This window comes from Acinetobacter sp. YH01018 (assembly GCF_013420295.1).
Classification (GTDB): Bacteria; Pseudomonadota; Gammaproteobacteria; order Pseudomonadales; family Moraxellaceae; genus Acinetobacter.
Genome location: NZ_VOYL01000022.1, coordinates 25,885 through 42,587 on the forward strand (window position 1 = coordinate 25,885; position 16,703 = coordinate 42,587).

Sequence of the window (16,703 nt, forward strand, 5' to 3'; positions counted from 1 at the left end):
TGTACCGTGCGTTTGAAAATCGCGAAAGAAAGCTTACTTAATGTTCTGTCACATGTCGTAGGAGCGGTTGAACGTCGCCATACTTTAAACATTCTGTCTAACGTAAAAATTCAAGTAAACAATGAATCCTTGACCATTACCGGTTCCGATCTGGAAGTGGAACTGGTGGCCAGTACCACACTGGCTGAAGGGGCTTGCTTGCAGGCAGGTGAAACCACTGTACCTGCACGTAAACTGATGGATATCTGTAAATCCTTGCCTGCCGCGGCATTGATTGACCTGCAAATTACTGAAGATCGCTGTATTTTAAAATCAGGGAATAGCCGCTTTGTACTGGGTACTTTGCCAGCTGAAGATTATCCATTGTTAAGTACTGAAAATGCCCAAGGTACGCAAGTGACCGTGACTCAGCGCGAGTTAAAACGACTGTTTGAAAAAACGGCTTTTGCAATGGCTGTGCAGGATGTCCGTTTCTATTTAACTGGTACCTTACTTGAAATTGACCAAAATCAATTGCGTGCTGTAACGACTGATGGTCACCGTTTAGCGCTGTGTGAAACCGTTGCACAATCTACTGCAACTCAGCCGATTCAGGCGATTGTGCCTCGTAAAGCGGTAGCAGAATTACAGCGTCTGCTTAGCATTGAAGATGAGCAATTGTCTTTATTGATTGGTCGTGAACTGTTAAATGTGACCATCAGTACCCCGAGTCGTGATAAAGAGCAGGGCGATATTACCGTTCGTTTCACCACGAAACTGATTGATGGAAAATTCCCGGATTACCGTCGCGTGATTCCACGTGGTGGCGATAAAAACGTATTGATCGCGCATGATGTATTCAAGCAATCCTTGCAACGTGTGGCCATTCTCAGTAATGAAAAATTACGTGGCGTGTTCCTGAATTTTGGTGCCGATTCTTTGCAGCTGCGTGCCAATAACCCGGAGCAAGATGAAGCGATTGAAGATTTAGCCATTCAGTATGCAGATGCACCGATGGAAATGTCTTTCAATGCCCAATACCTGCTTGATGTGCTGAGTGTGTTAGATGGTGAAGATGTATCGATGACCATGACTGAAGCGAATCAGTCGGTATTGGTGCATGATCCGGCACAACAGGACCAGACCTATGTTGTAATGCCAATGCGTGTTTAATTTACCGATATTGAATCAGATTTAACCATGCATATTACGCGTTTAAATATAGAACGTGTTCGAAACTTAAAGACGGTTGCACTCCATGAGTTGCAGCCGTTTAATGTCTTTTATGGGCAAAATGGTTCAGGTAAGACCTCGATTTTGGAAGCCATTCATTTGCTGGCGACCGGGCGTTCTTTTCGTACCCATATCCCGAAAAATTATATTCAGAATGAAACCGGCGATGCGATTGTGTTTGCACAATCGGCAACGGAAAAAATTGGCATGCAAAAGCTGCTCTCTGGTGAACAGCTGATTAAGGTCAATGGCGATCATATTGCGACCCAAGGGCAACTGGCCAAAATACTGCCTTTACAGCATATTGATCCACAAAGTACCGACATTATCGATTATGGTGCCAAACCACGCCGGCAGTTGCTGGATTGGTTGATGTTCCACGTGGAACCGGATTTTTATCATGCCTGGCAGTACTATGCACGTGCCTTAAAGCAACGTAACAGCTTGTTGAAATCGAGCAGAAATCTCGGTTTGCATGATCTGGAACCATGGAACAAAATGCTGGCAGAATACGGCGAAATGCTGAATGCGCAGCGTAGCGGCATTGTCGAGCAGTGGAAAGTTTATTTTGAGCAGGATTTGCAGCACTTGCTGCCCAATCTTACGGTGGAACTGGAATATATGCCTGGCTTTCATACCGAACAGGGCTTGCTGCATGACCTGACTGTGCATCATCAGAAAGATGTGGATCGCCGTTATACTGAATACGGTCCACATCGTGCCGATTTACGTTTAAAAACAACGTTGGGCGATGCTGATGTGGTGCTTTCACGCGGTCAGAAAAAGCTCTTGATTATGGCTCTAAAACTGTCACAGATTGCAATGCTACATGCCTGTAATAAGGAAACTGTGGTATTATTAGATGATCTGACAGCAGAATTAGATTTAACTGCACAACGACGATTAATTGAGCGATTAAGCCAGCTGGGTAGTCAAGTTTTTATTACCACTTTAGAGCATGAATCGGTCAAAAAACATTTACATGATTTGTCTATTTCATATCAATTATTCAAAGTTGAAAATGGTCAAGTTCAGGTTGTTGTGCAATAACTTTTTAAATTTTACCCATCTTTGGATAGACCTATATTTCACTAGGGAGAAACCATGAGTTCAGAAGATCAAGCTGCTTCTCAAACAGAACCAACCCATGAAAAAGCTTATGATTCCTCTAGTATCAAGGTATTACGTGGCCTCGATGCTGTGCGTAAGCGTCCAGGTATGTATATTGGCGATACAGACGATGGCTCAGGCTTGCATCACATGGTGTTTGAGGTGGTCGATAATGCTATTGATGAAGCTTTGGCAGGTCACTGTGACGAAATCCTGGTCACCATCCATGAAGATGAGTCAGTCAGCGTATCCGATAATGGTCGTGGTATTCCGACAGATATTCATCCTGAAGAAGGCGTATCTGCAGCTGAAGTGATTTTAACCATTCTGCATGCCGGCGGTAAGTTTGACGATAATAGCTACAAAGTTTCTGGTGGTTTGCACGGTGTAGGTGTTTCGGTCGTCAATGCCTTATCCAGCAAACTGGAATTGACCATTTACAGAGCCGGTCATATTCATCAACAAGAATATAAACATGGTGATCCTGTCTATCCACTCAAAGTCGTGGGTGATACCGACAAAACCGGGACTACTGTTCGTTTCTGGCCAAGTGCCGAGACCTTTAGTCAAACTATTTTCAATGTTGATATTTTGGCGCGCCGTTTGCGTGAGCTTTCATTCCTGAATGCCGGTGTGCGTATTGTGCTACGTGATGAACGTATCAATGCAGAACATGTGTTTGATTATGAAGGTGGTTTGTCTGAATTCGTAAAATATATCAACCAGGGCAAAACCCATCTGAATGATATCTTTCATTTTACTGTGCAAGCAGACAATGGCATTGGTGTAGAAGTTGCCTTGCAATGGAATGACACGTATCAAGAAAACGTGCGTTGTTTTACCAATAACATTCCACAAAAAGATGGTGGTACACATTTAGCTGGTTTCCGTGCTGCTTTAACCCGTGGCTTAAACAGCTATATGGAAAGCGAAAACTTGCTCAAAAAAGAGAAAGTTGCTGTATCGGGTGATGATGCACGTGAAGGTTTAACCGCGATTGTTTCGGTAAAAGTGCCTGATCCTAAATTCTCTTCACAAACCAAGGAAAAACTGGTTTCAAGTGAAGTGAAACCTGCTGTAGAGCAGGCGATGAACAAGTCATTCTCGGAATACCTGCTGGAAAATCCGCAAGCAGCAAAATCGATTGCCGGAAAAATTATCGATGCTGCACGTGCGCGGGATGCTGCACGTAAAGCGCGTGAAATGACCCGTCGTAAGAGTGCGCTGGATATTGCCGGTTTGCCAGGTAAACTGGCGGACTGTCAGGAAAAAGATCCGGCATTGTCTGAATTGTACCTGGTCGAAGGTGACTCTGCGGGTGGTTCTGCCAAACAGGGCCGTAACCGTAAGATGCAAGCCATTCTGCCACTGAAAGGTAAAATCCTGAACGTAGAACGTGCACGTTTCGACAAGATGATCTCGAGTCAGGAAGTCGGTACGCTGATTACAGCGTTGGGCTGTGGTATTGGTCGTGAAGAGTACAACCCGGACAAATTACGTTATCACAAAATCATCATCATGACCGATGCTGACGTTGATGGTTCGCACATCCGTACGCTACTGTTGACCTTCTTCTTCCGTCAAATGCCTGAACTGGTAGAACGCGGTTATATCTATATTGCACAGCCACCGTTATATAAACTGAAAAAAGGCAAGCAAGAGCAGTACATTAAAGATAATGATGCGCTTGAGACTTACCTGATTTCTAACGCAATTGATGAGTTGGAACTGCATGTCAGCGCCGATGCACCTGCGATTCGTGGTGAGTCTTTAGCAAAAGTCATTGCTGACTATCAGACTTCACAAAAGAGCTTGCAGCGTTTAACGCTACGTTATCCAGCAAGCTTGCTGGATGGTTTACTGGGCCTAGATGCGTTCAAGTTAGACCATAGTCATGATGAAGACTATGTGAAACAGTGGTCTGAACAGTTGCGTGCTGCTATTGAAACGTATCAACCAAGTTTACGTCCTGAAATCACGCTTGAAGTGTTTGAGAAAGAACATGCAGACGGTAGCAAAGTGGTGCATTACTGGCCACGTGTAACGGTGTATGTGCACAACTTGCCGCATCATTATTTACTGGATACCGGATTGCTCGGTTCAAGTGAATACAAGCGTTTACTGCAAAATTCGAAGAGCTGGTTTACCTTGCTTGAAGATGGCGCTTATTTGCAGAAAGGTGATCGCAAGATTCAGGTGTCGACCTTCCATCAGGTTTGGCAGCACATTTTATCTGACTCACGTCGCGGCATGATGATCCAGCGTTATAAAGGTTTGGGTGAGATGAATGCGGAACAGCTGTGGGAAACGACTATGGATCCTGAAAACCGTAACATGCTGCAGGTGACCATTGACGATGCCATTGAGGCAGACCGCATGTTCTCGTGTTTGATGGGCGATGATGTGGAACCGCGTCGTGCCTTTATTGAGGAAAATGCCTTAAATGCGGATATTGACGCTTGATGCATTGATGAGTGAAATTGTAAAAAAGCATCCTTCGGGATGCTTTTTTTATGCTGTTTTTATTTTAATTTGATTAATTTTTAGCCATCTTTATTTTTATTAAAATGACGTATTCTTCTGTCATGATGATTCCAAATAAAGAGGAAATCATCATGCAATATGACGAGGTGAGCACTATGGATCAAGAACTGGAACAGATCCGCGATATCTGGACTCAGGCCTTTTTTAGCGGAAATTATGAGGTGCTGGCCCAGTATGAACATGAACAGTTCAAAGTGGTCTACGAGCAGGAGGGTCGCGTGGAAAGCAATTTTGTCCGTTATGACCGCATTGCTCATGCCGTGAAAAATGGTGTCTGGAAGCCACAAAAACTCGCAGTTGAGTTTGCAGAATTTGATTATGATGAAGATTTAAAGCATTGCCAGGTCTGGATTGGTTTGCAGAATCATAAACAAATTCGGTAATTATGGGTCAATGAGGGTGCTTGGAAGATTATCGAACTCAGGTTTTTAAAACGCAAAAAAACAGCTCAGGATAAGTCAAAAAACTAATTTTAAATGATCAACATAGATAGAAATCTTTGTGTGGATAAGTTTTTAAACTGTCATTTTAGCTCAATAGAAAAGTGAAAATTAACTTATCCATAGCATAAAATGATCTTTTATTTTAAATTTAAACTTGAATTTTGAGTGGTTGTGGATAAATTTTTTAAATTTAAAACCTGACTTTGAATTTAAATTCATTTAAAGGTAGTTTTTGAATTTAAAACCTGATCATGTTGTTTGATTTAAAATAGCTCGTCATAACTGGGTAGAATGGCTATATAGAGTGGTTGTGTAGAATAGAATGGTTGTGTAGAAAAATTAAAAAATCGCAGCACACCTTAAATATTGTGCTGCGATCATAAAATAAACGTCACTTTAGCTTTACTTAAGAATGGAAAAATGCCTTATTCAAAAGAACTTTCAAGCTCTTCCAGTTCCATCATTAACTCTAACATTTGTTCTTCCGCCGTTTCCAGCTGGCTTTTTAACTGAGTTTGCTCATTCATCAGCTTGAGTAAATCATCTTTACGACTGGCTTCATATATTGCCGTATCACCCAGTAAGACTTCAATTTCAGCTAAACGGGGTTGCAGCTTGCTAATCTGTGCTTCATTTTTTTCAATATTTTTACGAATCGGGCGACTCAGTTCACGGCGACGCGCAGTTTCTTTACGCTGCGCCTCTTTATCAAGTTTTGAAATTGTCGCTTTAACGTCAACTTGTGACTGAACTGGTGCAGCGGGTTTCTGACCATTTTTCATGAGGTCAATCCGTGCCTGACGTAACCAGTCTGCATAAGCAACCAAATCACCATCAAATTCACGGCATTGACCATTGTGGACTAGCAATAATTCATCACAGACGCTGGCAATCAATTGACGCTCATGCGATACCAACACCACAGCACCTTCAAAGTCCTGTAAGGCCATGCTCAGGGCATGACGCATATCAAGGTCCAAATGGTTGGTCGGTTCATCCAGAATCAACACGTTTGGACGTTGCCATACAATTAAAGCCAAAGCTAGGCGCGCACGTTCACCACCAGAGAAGCCTTCACTTGGGGTGTCCATACGTTCGCCACTAAAACCAAAGCTACCGAGGAATGAACGTAAAGTTGCTTCACTGATTTTTTTGTCCGCGATTCGTGACAATTGCAGCATTGGACTGGCACTACCATCCAGGGCATCCATTTGATGCTGGGCAAAATAACCAATATTCAGCAATTCAGAATCTTTGCGCGTCCCTTTGAGCAGTTTCAGGTCACCAACCAAAGATTTGATCAGTGTCGATTTACCGGCCCCATTCATCCCGAGTAAACCAATCCGGCTGCTTGGTGTGATTTGCAAATTGACATTGGTTACAATCAGCTTGTCACCATAACCAATATCTGCATGTTCCAGTTGCAGCAGAGGTGAGCTCATTTTAGTCGGTTCACGGAAACTGAAGGTAAACGGTGTATCGACATGTGCAGCAGAAAGTTCCTGCATACGTTCTAATTGTTTAATCCGGCTCTGTGCCTGTTTGGCTTTGGTGGCTTTGGCCTTAAAGCGGTCAATAAATTTTTGTAAATGTGCCCGTGTTTCAAGCTGCTTTTCATACGCTTGTTGTTGTTGTGCCAGACGTTCACTACGTGTACGTTCAAAGGTAGAATAATTTCCGGTATAGAGCATCAGTTCCTGATTTTCGATATGTAAAATATGATCGGTAACGGCATCAAGAAAATCACGGTCATGCGAAATTAAAATCAGGGTGCCTTCATAGGCTTTTAGCCAGTCTTCCAGCCATAAAATTGCATCCAAATCGAGATGGTTTGTCGGTTCATCCAGTAACAGCAAGTCTGAACGGCTCATCAGGGTGCGGGCCAGATTTAAACGCATGCGCCAGCCACCCGAGAAACTGGAAACATCCAGTTGTGACTGATGTTCAAAGAAGCCCAAACCGGCCATCAATTGTGATGCTTTTGATGGAGCAGAGTAGCCATTAATTTCGTCAAAGCGGCCATATAAATGTGCTAACTCATCGTTATTAAGGGCTTCAGGATGTTCCAGTTTATGCTGGATGTCCCAATATTCTTCATCTCCAGACAGGACAAAATCGATGGCCTTCATCTCCAGCGCTTTAATTTCCTGAGCCATATGAGCCACCGTCCAGGCAGCAGGACGGGTCAAAGAACCGCCATCTGATTCCATGCCACCCAATAATGCGGCGAACAGGGTCGATTTTCCTGCACCATTGACACCGGTTAGGCCAATTTTCCATCCTGGATGTAGCTGCATAGACGCTTTTTGAAATAAAACACGCCCACCGCGACGTATAGAAAGTTGATCTAACTGAATCATTGAAATATCTAAATGAGAAGAATAATGTGCGTATTCTAAAGGAAGCCACTCAGAAAAGAAAAAGGCAGTGCATGATTCTTTTTTATAAAAGCATGATTTTAAGTAGATGAATAAAAATGTGACAAATTGTGCAAAAAAACAGCCTTTCGTCAGAAAGGCCTCAGCAGCTCTATTTTTAGTATAAAAACAAAATTATAGTAATTTTCTAAGATAAATAAGCGAAAAAGAATAAGGCACATCATGAAAAAAAAGACTTTTATTTTATCTATGCTCACACTTTTGAGTTTTTCCAGCTTAGCGCAGGCAAAACAGAATATCTGTGTATTTGATTTACTTGGGAAAGCAGGTGAGTCTTATAAATTAATTGAAGAATGGGCCTTAACCAGTAAAAACTGGGGAGCCGAGGTCAATCTAATGCCCTATCAAGACGAAGCCAAAATTGAAAAAGATTTTAAGGTCGGTGTCTGTGATGCTTTTTACATGACCTCAATGCGTGCCCGCGCCTATAACAAATTTGCCGGTTCAATTGATGCACTTGGTGGCGTTCCAAGTAATCAGATTGCACAAAAAGCCATTGCTTTTGTGTTGGACAAACGTAATAAAAAGCGGCTGACCAGTAGCATTGCCAATGAGAAATATGAGGTGGCAGGAATTGGGCAAATTGGTACTGCCTATCTTTTTGTACGTGATAAATCAATTAATTCTATAGAGAAGGCACAAGGTAAAAAATTTGCCATTCTGCACTATGATCAGGCGCAAAAAATTGTTGTCCAGCGTATTGGTGCAGTGCCGGTGATGGCTGATATTTCTAATTTTGTGAAGAAATTCAACAATGGTGAAGTCGATATGATTGCGGCACCCGCTTATGCCTTTAAGCCGCTAGAAATTTACAAAGGTTTAGGCTCTAGCGGGGCAATGATTAATTTTCCGGTCGTCAATGTGACTGCCGATCTGGTGATTCGCCCGGAGAAATTTCCTGAAGGTTTTGCAGATCAGTCACGGAGTTGGTTCGTAAAACTTTTACCGAAAAGCTTTGCTATGGTGAAACGCCTGGAAGCGGAAATTCCCGCCAGATATAAAGTCAATTTAACTAAGGAAGATCATGATAAATATCAAAAATTATTACGAGATGGACGTTTAGACCTGACTAGGCAAGGAATTTATGAACCGACCATGATGACGGTGCTGAAAAAAGCCCGTTGTACGGTAGAGAGAACCAACTTTGAGTGTTCATTAAGCGGTGAATAAATCCATCATTATTGTATTCATTTGTAAAATAGCGCAAATTTCATAAATTATACCTAAAAATCGCTGTTACATAAGTTTATGATTTTTATTGCTAACTTAAAAAAATGAAAAACGATTGGCATTTTAAGCCTGATTAATTGGAGTAAATACTCTATTTTTTTAGAATGAACTTGCTTAATATTTGTGGCGTGAACGGATACTCGTCAAACAACAAGATTCTAAAAGGACCGAAATAATGAAAAAAATGATTTTCACATTAACAACATTTGCTGCTGTAGGCTTAGCGAGTACAGCACAAGCTGCTAAAGTCGATGTCTGTGTATTTGATTTACTGGGTAAATCGGGTGAATCTTTTCAAATGGCTCAGGAATGGGCATTGGCTGCCAAAGGATGGGGGGCAGAAATTAATCTTATTCCACGTCAAGACGAAGCGGTTGCTGATAATGACTTTAAAGCCGGTAAATGTGACGGCGTGTTTATGACCGCGATGCGTGCTCGTCAATACAATAAATTCGTAGGCTCTATTGATGCTCTCGGTGGTGCACCAAGTAATGCGATTGCTCAGCGTGCCATCACTTTTGCTTTGGATAAACGTAATGCGCCGAAAATGGTCAGTAATTTAGGCGGCAAAAAATATGAAGTGGCGGGTATTTCACCTTTAGGTTCTGCTTTTATTTTTGTACGCGATAAAAAAATTGACTCGATTGAAAAAGCAGCAGGTAAAAAATTTGCGGTATTAGGTTATGACGATGCACAAAAAATTATGGTGCAACGTGTAGGTGCGCAAGCGGTGATCTCTGATGTATCTAACTTTGTCGCAAAATTCAATAATGGACAGGTCGATATGGTAGGTGCACCTGCCTATGCCTATAAACCTTTAGAAATTTATAAAGGTTTAGGTTCTAATGGTGCGATGTTTAATTTCCCTGTACTCCAGGTGACCGCAGATTTTGTGATCCGTCCAGACCAATTCCCGGCAGGCTTTGGTCAAAAATCACGTGACTGGTTTGTGAAAAACTTACCAAAAAGTTTTGCCCTAATTAATCGTCTGGAAGCCAATATTCCGGCCAAGTTTAAATTGAACCTGACTGCAGAAGATAAAACCAAATATCAAAAATTATTGCGTGAAGGCCGTATGGATATGACCAACCGCGGTATTTATGATCCAGGCATGATGGGGGTTTTGAAAAAGGCTCGCTGCTCTGTCGATAAAGCCAATTTTGAATGTTCACTTGGTGGTGAATAGTATTGATTTTTAAAAAGAAAGCCTAGATTAAATCTAGGCTTTTTTGTCACTAGTATTTTGTCATTTTTGCCATTGAGATGAGTGAAAAAAGGCGTAATCTTAAAAAAATAACAGTGAAATTTTATCAGCCCAAAAAACAAGTCTTCAAATCGGCTGCTGGCTGATGAATAAAAAAAGCAAAAACGATTCAATTCAAGATTGAATAAAATAATGACACAAGGAAGAAAAAATCATGATGCCATGCTCTAAAACACTGCTGCTTGGTCTAGGTTTGTGTGCTGTCGCTAGTATTACTCAAGCCAAACAGGTGATTTGCGTATTTGATTTAGTAGGTAAAAGTGGGGATGTTTTTGCCCTGATGAAAGATTATCAATTGGCAGCCAAAAATTGGGGCGCCGATATTGAATTACGTGTAGGCCAAAATGAAGCAGTCATCGCTGAAGATTTTAAAGCTGGAAAGTGTGACGGGATCAGTGTGACCGGTATGCGCGGTCGTCAGTTTAACCATTTTACCGGTTCACTGGATGCTATTGGTGCGATTCCCGATTTAAAACTGGCAGTAAAAGTGATGCAGGGTTTAGCCAATCCAACTTTTGCCAAACATATGCTGAATAGCAAATATGAAGTGGTGGGTGTGATTCCAGTCGGCGATGCCTTTTTAATGGTTAATGATCGTAATATCAATACCGTGGCGAAAGCTGCAGGCAAAAAAATTGCCGTGCTTGATTATGATGAAGCGCAAAAAATTATGGTTCAGCAAGTGGGTGCACAGGCGATTAGTGCAGATGTCACCAATTTTGGCGCTAAATTTAACAATGGTCAGGTGGATATTATTGGTGCACCTGCTGCCGTATTTAAACCTTTAGAACTGTATAAGGGTTTAGGCAATAAGGGTGCAATTGTGAATTATCCTATTTTACAAGTCACCGGTAATGTGATTATCCGTCCAGATAAATTTCCGGCAGGATATGGGCAAAAGTCACGTGAATGGGTGAAAAGCCAGTTACCTCGTGCCTTCGGGATTTTAGGCAAAATGAAAGCCGATATTCCGCAAAAATACTGGATGCAAATTCCTGAAGCAGATAAAGTGGGCTATCAAAAATTGATGCGCGAGTCGCGGGTCGATTTAACCAAACGCGGCGTTTATGATAAACGTATGATGAAATTACTGTGGCAATTCCGTTGTAAGCAAGATCCAAAGAATTTTGAATGTAGTCTGCAGGATGAAAATTATAAAAAATCTTGAGAAAAATAGTCTGATTTAACTTTAAATCTGTAAATACTGACCATATATTGGGTATGCTATACTTAATATATGGTCTTTTATATTTCAAGACAGCTGAATTGAACAGAGGAATCCCACATGAATGCCCAAGCTCTGGTGTTGACCGACAATGCTGCGAATAAAGTACGCCAATTGCGTGATAGCGAAGGCAACCAAGAATTAATGTTACGCGTTTATGTTACAGGTGGCGGTTGTTCCGGTTTCTCTTATGGCTTTAACTTTGCTGAAAGCATGAATGAAGATGATGCTGAATTTATTAATGGTGATGTGAAAATGCTGGTCGATTCATTGAGCTATCAATATCTTGTCGGTTCAGAAGTAGATTATGTAGAAGGCCTGGAAGGTTCACGTTTTATCGTGCACAACCCTAATGCAACAACAACCTGTGGTTGTGGTTCATCTTTTTCAATTTAATCGAATAATCAAATATAAAAAGCCCTCCAAAAATGGGGGCTTTTTTATTGCGGATTAGCATGCTGATTTGCTGTTGCAAGCTATTTAAATTATTAGGCTTGCAGTTTTGCTGCTTCTAGAATATCAAAAATAACCGTAGTCACATCTTGGCTTAAATCGCGATTGTTAAAAATTTCATAAGCACTAATGGTGATATCGGTATCGCTTGGCAGTAAACGTTGTTCTTCTTCAATCAAATCTTGAATAGGCAACAGGGTCTGTTTGACTTGTAAATGTAGAATATCTTTAAATTCTATATTTTCATCTTCAAGTTCAATCAGTTGCTCATTGAAATACGGCAAAAGAATGGAATGGAGATAAGGTTGAATCTCAATAATATCAAAAATTTCAATATCACGAGTCTGTTCAATCGTACTGATGTGATCATTTACTTCAATAAGAATATGGTAGTAACTCACACGCATCTCCAGAGGTTTCTGTTGTCATTTCTGGTTATTACCATAACACGAAATTTGCCTGATTGCCGATATCTTACTATTCATAGACTTATAAAAAGTAAGGTTTTTTTGCATTGTATCTCAAGTTGAGCCTAACGCGCCTGTAACAGGGCAAGATCAGCAGCGGACAAGCGGAAATTTAGCATGTTTTGCTCTTTCATCAGTGGATACATCAGTGCTTGCGGGTCCTGATTATGTTTCAAGCCCAGTGCATGGCCAAATTCATGCGCCAGCGTCAAGCGTAAATCCTCAATCGATTCAAATTCGTAAATGTTAATTTGCTTGCCATTAAATGAACCTTTATCAAATAATCGTGGCTGAAAACACTGATTAAAGCTTTTTACCGAGCTATCAATCCGTTGATTCAGCTGATTCAGTTCATCAACCTCCAGATTAAGTTGCTGAATTTTCTGGTTATAAAGATTGATCTCTTGCTGCAGTACCAAAATGTGCTGTTGTAACTGGTTTTGCTGCTGCATGAGCTGTTCCCGTTGTGAAGCCGGGATTCCACCACTTTGATTAATAATGGCAATATATTGATTATGTTGATTTATTTGTATATTGAGTTGGGCTTTTTTCGCATCGAGTAGAGTATTGGTACGGTCTAGTTCATCTTTAAATTGCTGCAGTTGTTGATTTTTATTGACCCACACTTGCTGGTTGTGTTGAATCTGGCCTAATTGCTGCCGACGTTGCACCGATTCGTCTTGACGTTGATCATAAATTAAATGGATGGTGAGCCGGGCATCGGGATCATAAACAAAATAGTCTTTGCCTGTACCCGCTTTCCAGATGTCAGTGGCTTGCTGGCTAATCTGTTTCAGTTCATTTTCAGTAACACCAAAACGTGAATCAACCTCAGCAATACGGTAACGTAAGCGGGTATCGAAAGGATGTTGAATACGATCCAACAGGGTATTGTGGCGAATTTGAGGATGATTTCGGGTTTGATAGGTCATGCCGAACAGAAATATGACCAACAGGCTGAGTAGCACTAAGCGCATAAAAGCTTAAAATCATTATTTTTCTATACTGTATAACAATTAAGCTGAAATAAAAATAAAAAAACCGCGCTTGCGCGCGGTCTTTTTTCTGTTAATTCGACAAATTATTTTTTGTCATCTTTAACTTCGGTGAATTCAGCATCTACAACGCCGTCATCTGCTTTTTGTTGTTGACCCGCATCACCTTGGAATGCATTTGGATCAAAACCTTGCGCACCGCCTTGAGCACCTTGCGCAGCTTCATAAGCGCGTTGAGTGATCGGCATGATGATGTTTTGTAATGCTTCAGTTTTTGCTTTGATGGCTTCAACGTCATTTTCTTTGGTTGCAGCTTCAAGTTCTGAAACCGCAGTTTCAACCGCAGTTTTTTCGTCAGCAGTCACTTGTTCGCCCAGATCTTTTACTGCTTTTTGCGCGCTAGAAACTAAAGCATCAGCTTCGTTACGAGCTTTAGCCAGTTCTTCGAACTTACGGTCTTCTTCCGCATTCGCTTCAGCATCTTTGATCATCGCTTCAATTTCAGCATCGCTCAAACCTGAGTTTGCTTTAATTTGAATCGATTGCTCTTTACCAGTGCTCTTGTCTTTTGCAGACACTTTCAAGATACCGTCAGCATTGATATCGAACGATACTTCAATTTGTGGCACGCCACGTGGAGCAGGTGGGATGTCGCCTAATTGGAAGTTACCCAACAATTTGTTTTGCTGCGCCATTTTACGTTCACCTTGGTAAACCGAAATGTCTACAGCAGGCTGGTTGTCTGCAGCAGTTGAGAACACTTGAGATTTCTTCGCAGGAATCGTGGTGTTTTTCTCGATAATTGCAGTTAACACGCCGCCCATAGTCTCAATACCTAGAGTCAATGGAGTTACGTCAAGAAGTAATACGTCAGTTTTGTCACCAGACAACACAGCACCTTGAATCGCAGCACCAATTGCTACTGCTTCGTCAGGGTTCACGTCTTTACGTGGCTCACGACCAAAGAATTCTTGTACTTTTTGTTGTACCAGTGGCATACGAGACTGACCACCAACCAGAATCACATCAGAGATGTCTGAAGTTGAAAGACCGGCATCTTTAAGTGCAATCTTACATGGTTCAATAGTACGAGCGACCAGATCAGCCACCAAACCTTCAAGTTTTGCACGAGTCACGTTGATCACTAAATGTTTAGGACCAGTCGCATCTGCAGTGATGTATGGAAGGTTAATTTCAGTTGCATTAGAAGAAGAAAGCTCGATTTTTGCTTTTTCAGCGGCTTCTTTTAAACGTTGTAATGCAAGAGGATCTTGTTTCAAGTTCACGCTTTGTTCTTTCTTGAATTCTTCAACCAGGAATTCAATTAAAGCATTATCGAAGTCTTCACCACCTAGGAAAGTATCACCGTTTGTAGATAATACTTCGATTTGCTGGTCGCCATCCAAGTCAGCAATTTCAATGATGGATACGTCGAAAGTACCACCACCCAAGTCATAAACCGCGATTTTACGGTCGCCTTCTTTCTTGTCCATACCGAACGCAAGAGCTGCAGCAGTTGGTTCGTTGATGATACGTTTAACGTCCAAACCGGCAATTTTACCTGCATCTTTAGTGGCTTGACGTTGTGCATCGTTGAAGTAAGCAGGCACAGTAATGACCGCTTCAGTAACTGTTTCACCTAAATAGTCTTCTGCAGTTTTTTTCATCTTTTTCAAGATTTCAGCAGAGATTTGTTGTGGTGCAAGTTTCTTGTCATTTACATCCACCCATGCATCGCCATTGTCTGCCTGGATGATTTTGTAAGGCACTAAACCGATGTCTTTTTGCACTGCTTGGTCTTGATACTTACGGCCGATCAAACGCTTGATCGCGAATAATGTATTTTTAGGGTTAGTCACTGCCTGACGTTTCGCAGATTGACCAACCAGAATTTCGCCATCTTTATAGGCAATAATAGATGGAGTTGTACGCGCGCCTTCAGCGTTGTCGATGACTTTAACTTTGTCGCCTTCAAGTACGGCAACACAAGAGTTTGTTGTACCTAAGTCAATACCAATGATTTTAGCCATTTGGATGTTTCCTCAAAATTATTTTTTGCAATGTTTTTGCTTGTTATCCGATATGAGAGCCATTCAAAATTTTTCAAGTTGTTTGCATGAAAAAAATAGAAAAACTCTCGAATTTCTATACCTTATTGACCTACGAGGACCATTGCTGGACGCAGTAAACGGCCTGAAAGGGCATAACCTTTTTGTAATACGGTACCGATTTCACCAGCTTTGACGTCAGGTGCAATACCGACGGCCTGATGTAAATCAGCATTAAAACCATTATTCATGTTGACTTCTACAACGTTAAATTTTTCCAGCGTACTGAGTAATGATTTATGGGTCAGTTGAACGCCTTCAAGTAATGGCGATTCAATATCCCCAGCCGCTTGAATGGCACGCTCTAAATTATCGACAGTGTCGAGCAGCTCTTTAGCAAACTTCTCAATCACGGTCTCTTTATGCTTTTCAGCTTCACGTTGAATACGTTCTACGCTTTTTTGTGCTTCATAAACTGCATTGGCTGTACGGGCTTTTTCTAACTTCAAGTCACCTTCAAGCTGTGCAATCTGCTCTTGTAAAGATTCAACGGTAACTTCTGACTGTTCAGGTTCAGCTTGAGATTCTACTGTTTGTTGCTCAGCTTGCTCTTGCCCTAGATCTTGAGCGTCTTGATTCTGCTCAGTTGCCATAGATTTACTCCGTTTGAATGGGTTTTTAAACATGTCAGTCCTTTTGGCCTCAGTGCTAACTGCGTTAATCCTGAACTGCCATGAGTGATAAAATTCATGATTAATACAGAGTTCGGGGCAGACGTTAAAAATTCAAGCGAGACAAGCAATTAAATCTGTTTAATTTGATTAAAATTATAGGACTTACGCATTGACAGATTCAAAAAAGTATTAAAATGCTTTATAAAGTATCTGTGATCAGACGAATTAAACATGCTTCTATAGCAACTTGTACATTACCCATTTATATGGGCTTTCTCATGACAGAACCGAACTCTATTAGCTGTACACAACTTGCCGAGACTTATAACATCTCGCATGATAGTGTAAATCGCTTTCTAGAGCGTGAAGACTACACACCTCACGACCTATATCAAGAAGCAATTCAACATATTGATAATAATATACTTATAGTCAGTATTGATGATACTGTTTTAGATAAACCATATAGTCAACATATGGACTTAGTTAGCTATTTTTGGTCAGGCAAACACCACCGATCCGTCAAGGGTATTAATCTCATTACCTTGTATGCGACAGATCAAAATGGTCAAAATATTCCAATTAATTTCCGAATTTATG

The 16,703-nt window shown here is 41.2% G+C and carries 13 protein-coding genes and 1 pseudogene; 9 read left to right on the plus strand and 5 right to left on the minus strand.

What is annotated here, in order from left to right:
• Positions 1–6 precede the first annotated feature (6 nt).
• The 4 genes from dnaN (at position 7) to FTT83_RS09225 (ending at position 5,249) form a co-directional block, all read left to right on the plus strand.
• Positions 7–1,152, plus strand: coding sequence for a DNA polymerase III subunit beta (gene dnaN, locus FTT83_RS09210; RefSeq protein WP_180043243.1), 1,146 nt, complete (start codon positions 7–9; stop codon positions 1,150–1,152).
• 27 nt (positions 1,153–1,179) lie between these two features.
• The gene (gene recF / locus FTT83_RS09215; protein WP_180174963.1) at positions 1,180–2,262 is read left to right on the plus strand and encodes a DNA replication/repair protein RecF; all 1,083 of its coding nucleotides are present in this window, start codon (positions 1,180–1,182) and stop codon (positions 2,260–2,262) included.
• Positions 2,263–2,316: 54 nt separating this feature from the next.
• Positions 2,317–4,785 (plus strand): DNA topoisomerase (ATP-hydrolyzing) subunit B, encoded by a 2,469-nt coding sequence (gyrB, locus tag FTT83_RS09220; RefSeq protein WP_180043241.1) that lies wholly within the window; start codon positions 2,317–2,319, stop codon positions 4,783–4,785.
• Positions 4,786–4,937: 152 nt separating this feature from the next.
• Entirely contained in the window at positions 4,938–5,249 is a 312-nt protein-coding gene (locus tag FTT83_RS09225) for a hypothetical protein (RefSeq protein ID WP_373423526.1), read from the plus strand.
• 485 nt (positions 5,250–5,734) lie between these two features.
• Here the strand turns inward: FTT83_RS09225 and FTT83_RS09230 are convergent, their stop codons facing one another.
• Entirely contained in the window at positions 5,735–7,669 is a 1,935-nt protein-coding gene (locus tag FTT83_RS09230; protein WP_180174964.1) for an ATP-binding cassette domain-containing protein, read from the minus strand.
• Between the two features lie 240 nt (positions 7,670–7,909).
• On the opposite strand from FTT83_RS09230, the gene FTT83_RS09235 reads away from it, so the two are divergent.
• The 4 genes from FTT83_RS09235 (at position 7,910) to erpA (ending at position 11,862) form a co-directional block, all read left to right on the plus strand.
• Complete coding sequence (locus tag FTT83_RS09235) at positions 7,910–8,917, plus strand: putative solute-binding protein (protein ID WP_086197584.1); 1,008 nt, start codon at positions 7,910–7,912, stop codon at positions 8,915–8,917.
• Between the two features lie 235 nt (positions 8,918–9,152).
• Positions 9,153–10,163: a putative solute-binding protein gene (locus tag FTT83_RS09240; protein WP_086197583.1), complete on the plus strand. Its 1,011-nt coding sequence runs from the start codon at positions 9,153–9,155 to the stop codon at positions 10,161–10,163.
• Positions 10,164–10,398: 235 nt separating this feature from the next.
• On the plus strand, positions 10,399–11,409 hold the full coding sequence (locus FTT83_RS09245; protein ID WP_180174966.1) for a putative solute-binding protein: 1,011 nt from the start codon (positions 10,399–10,401) through the stop codon (positions 11,407–11,409).
• Positions 11,410–11,526: 117 nt separating this feature from the next.
• On the plus strand, positions 11,527–11,862 hold the full coding sequence (erpA, locus tag FTT83_RS09250) for an iron-sulfur cluster insertion protein ErpA (protein WP_086198910.1): 336 nt from the start codon (positions 11,527–11,529) through the stop codon (positions 11,860–11,862).
• 92 nt (positions 11,863–11,954) lie between these two features.
• Here the strand turns inward: erpA and FTT83_RS09255 are convergent, their stop codons facing one another.
• The 4 genes from FTT83_RS09255 to grpE all read right to left on the minus strand — a co-directional run bounded on the left by FTT83_RS09255 (position 11,955) and on the right by grpE (position 16,082).
• Complete coding sequence (locus tag FTT83_RS09255) at positions 11,955–12,332, minus strand: hypothetical protein (RefSeq protein ID WP_180082411.1); 378 nt, start codon at positions 12,330–12,332, stop codon at positions 11,955–11,957.
• Positions 12,333–12,451: 119 nt separating this feature from the next.
• Complete coding sequence (locus tag FTT83_RS09260; RefSeq protein WP_180082401.1) at positions 12,452–13,363, minus strand: matrixin family metalloprotease; 912 nt, start codon at positions 13,361–13,363, stop codon at positions 12,452–12,454.
• 104 nt (positions 13,364–13,467) lie between these two features.
• Entirely contained in the window at positions 13,468–15,411 is a 1,944-nt protein-coding gene (gene dnaK / locus FTT83_RS09265; protein WP_180082403.1) for a molecular chaperone DnaK, read from the minus strand.
• Positions 15,412–15,533: 122 nt separating this feature from the next.
• Entirely contained in the window at positions 15,534–16,082 is a 549-nt protein-coding gene (gene grpE, locus FTT83_RS09270; protein ID WP_086197579.1) for a nucleotide exchange factor GrpE, read from the minus strand.
• A 233-nt stretch (positions 16,083–16,315) separates the two neighbouring features.
• On the opposite strand from grpE, the pseudogene FTT83_RS09275 reads away from it, so the two are divergent.
• Positions 16,316–16,703 (plus strand): annotated as a pseudogene (locus tag FTT83_RS09275) (IS701 family transposase); the annotation flags it as partial.

Excerpts from the sequence above, each read along its gene's own strand:
- gyrB (WP_180043241.1), top strand. The coding sequence starts at position 2,317 with ATGAGTTCAGAAGATCAAGCTGCTTCTCAAACAGAACCAACCCATGAA.
- erpA (WP_086198910.1), top strand. The coding sequence starts at position 11,527 with ATGAATGCCCAAGCTCTGGTGTTGACCGACAATGCTGCGAATAAAGTA.
- recF (WP_180174963.1), top strand. The coding sequence starts at position 1,180 with ATGCATATTACGCGTTTAAATATAGAACGTGTTCGAAACTTAAAGACG.
- FTT83_RS09245 (WP_180174966.1), top strand. The coding sequence starts at position 10,399 with ATGCCATGCTCTAAAACACTGCTGCTTGGTCTAGGTTTGTGTGCTGTC.
- FTT83_RS09260 (WP_180082401.1), bottom strand. The coding sequence starts at position 13,363 with ATGCGCTTAGTGCTACTCAGCCTGTTGGTCATATTTCTGTTCGGCATG.
- FTT83_RS09225 (WP_373423526.1), top strand. The coding sequence starts at position 4,938 with ATGCAATATGACGAGGTGAGCACTATGGATCAAGAACTGGAACAGATC.
- FTT83_RS09235 (WP_086197584.1), top strand. The coding sequence starts at position 7,910 with ATGAAAAAAAAGACTTTTATTTTATCTATGCTCACACTTTTGAGTTTT.
- dnaK (WP_180082403.1), bottom strand. The coding sequence starts at position 15,411 with ATGGCTAAAATCATTGGTATTGACTTAGGTACAACAAACTCTTGTGTT.
- FTT83_RS09240 (WP_086197583.1), top strand. The coding sequence starts at position 9,153 with ATGAAAAAAATGATTTTCACATTAACAACATTTGCTGCTGTAGGCTTA.
- FTT83_RS09230 (WP_180174964.1), bottom strand. The coding sequence starts at position 7,669 with ATGATTCAGTTAGATCAACTTTCTATACGTCGCGGTGGGCGTGTTTTA.
- grpE (WP_086197579.1), bottom strand. The coding sequence starts at position 16,082 with ATGGCAACTGAGCAGAATCAAGACGCTCAAGATCTAGGGCAAGAGCAA.